1 protein-coding gene is annotated in these 1735 nt (G+C 33.1%); it reads left to right on the forward strand.

Translation table 11 applies throughout. The features are described 5' to 3' along the window. Positions 1–95: 95 nt before the first annotated feature. Positions 96–1735, forward strand: a 1640-nt coding sequence (locus LIZ98_RS17385; RefSeq protein WP_227140394.1) for an IS1182 family transposase, incomplete at its 3' end; no start/stop codon positions are given.

Raw genomic sequence — 1735 nt, forward strand, 5'->3', positions numbered from 1 at the left:
AATAATTATATGTATAATAAATTGAAAAAAATACCCCCAATATTTGGTATAATAAAGTTATACTACAAACCAAAACCAAACTGGGGGTATCTATCATGCTTAAAGAAAAAGATAATCAATTAAGCATCTATTCCATATTATACGATAAAATTCCTGAAAATCATACACTTAAATTATTAAGAGATGAAGTAGATTTTAGTTTTATCAATAAAATGCTTGAAAAAACTTACTGTAAAGAATATGGAAGGCCAGCAAAAGAGCCCGAACTTATGGTTAAAATCTTGGTGTTACAAAAACTCTATGACTTATCTGATGAGAAAGTTATAGAAAATTGCTCATTAAACCTTGCATATATGTATTTTTTAGGAATCAATCCGGAAGACGACCTCCCTCACCCAAGTCTTTTGACAAAATTTCGTAAAAGTAGATTAGAAGGCAATCTCACCATAGATGAAATTATTATTGAAATCATAAACCAATGCATTGAAAAAGGAATTTTACAAAAGGTTTCTGGTATAACGATTGATTCCACTCATACAGAAGCCAACACCAAAAAATATAGACCGGAACGAGTCATGAAACAATTAGCGAAAAAAATCTTTAAAACGGTTAAAGAAGAAAACGGAGAAATACCAAGTGAAATCAACCAAGAAATCCCTGATTATAAAGAAATAGAAAACCATGATGAAGCTAGAAAAACAATGAAGTCCTATCTTGAAGAAACGGTATCAAAGGTAGAAGAACTAGTTGAACTAGAGAAAGCACCTGAAACAAAAGCACTCGTTAATAATGCGAAAGAAATTTTAGCAGACCCGAAGTTTATAGAGCAAAGAGGGGTACGATCGATTGTCGACCAAGAAGCGAGAATAGGGTATAAAAGCAAAAATGATCCTTTCTTTGGTTATAAAACGGAATTTATGATGACAACAGAAGATCGAATAATTACAGCTGTACATACTGGTAATGGAGCTTATGTGGATGGCACGAAGTTTGATGAATTATTAGAGTTAACCAAGAAAACGAGAATAAAAATACCAGAAGTGTACGGTGATAAAGCCTATTTTAAAAAGCCAATCTTAGACAAAATCTCTGAACTTAAAGCAAAGGCATACATCCCTGTAAGTGAAGCTGCATATCGCATAGACGAAGAAAGATTCAGTTATAACAAAGATTCTGACGAGTGGTTCTGTAGTCAAGGAAACAAAACAATCAAAAAGAAACACTACATAAGAAAATGTGGAAAAGAAACGTATAATTACTATTTTGACAGAGAACAATGTAGAAATTGCCCAATGCGAGAAGTTTGCATAACCGGAAAAACAGTCGGGAAAGTATTAGGGATCGGAATCAACACCCCAGAATTTTATGAGTATAGTCAACAACAGAAATCGGAGGGATTTAAAGAGAAGTATAAAAAAAGAGCATGCCAAGAAGGGAAAAATGGCGAAATGAAGAATTTCCACGGGTTAGATCGTGCCAAATGGTACGGTCTAAAAAGCATGGGCTTACAAGCCAAGCTCACAGCCTTGGCAGTAAATTTAAAGAGGATAGCCGCCATACTATCCTCTAAAAAGGCGAATTATATCCAAACATTTGTCATTTTTACTAATTTCTATGGTAAAGAGTACCATTTACAGAAAATTCATCTAAATTCTATTGTAAAAAATACCATTTACAGAAAATTTCTTACACTACACAGCAAATTTTACATAAAAAAAATGGCTTTTTTCAGTGG

The sequence above is a fragment of the Caldibacillus sp. 210928-DFI.2.18 genome (assembly GCF_020554505.1).
Lineage (GTDB): Bacteria > Bacillota > Bacilli > Bacillales > Caldibacillaceae > Caldifermentibacillus > Caldifermentibacillus hisashii.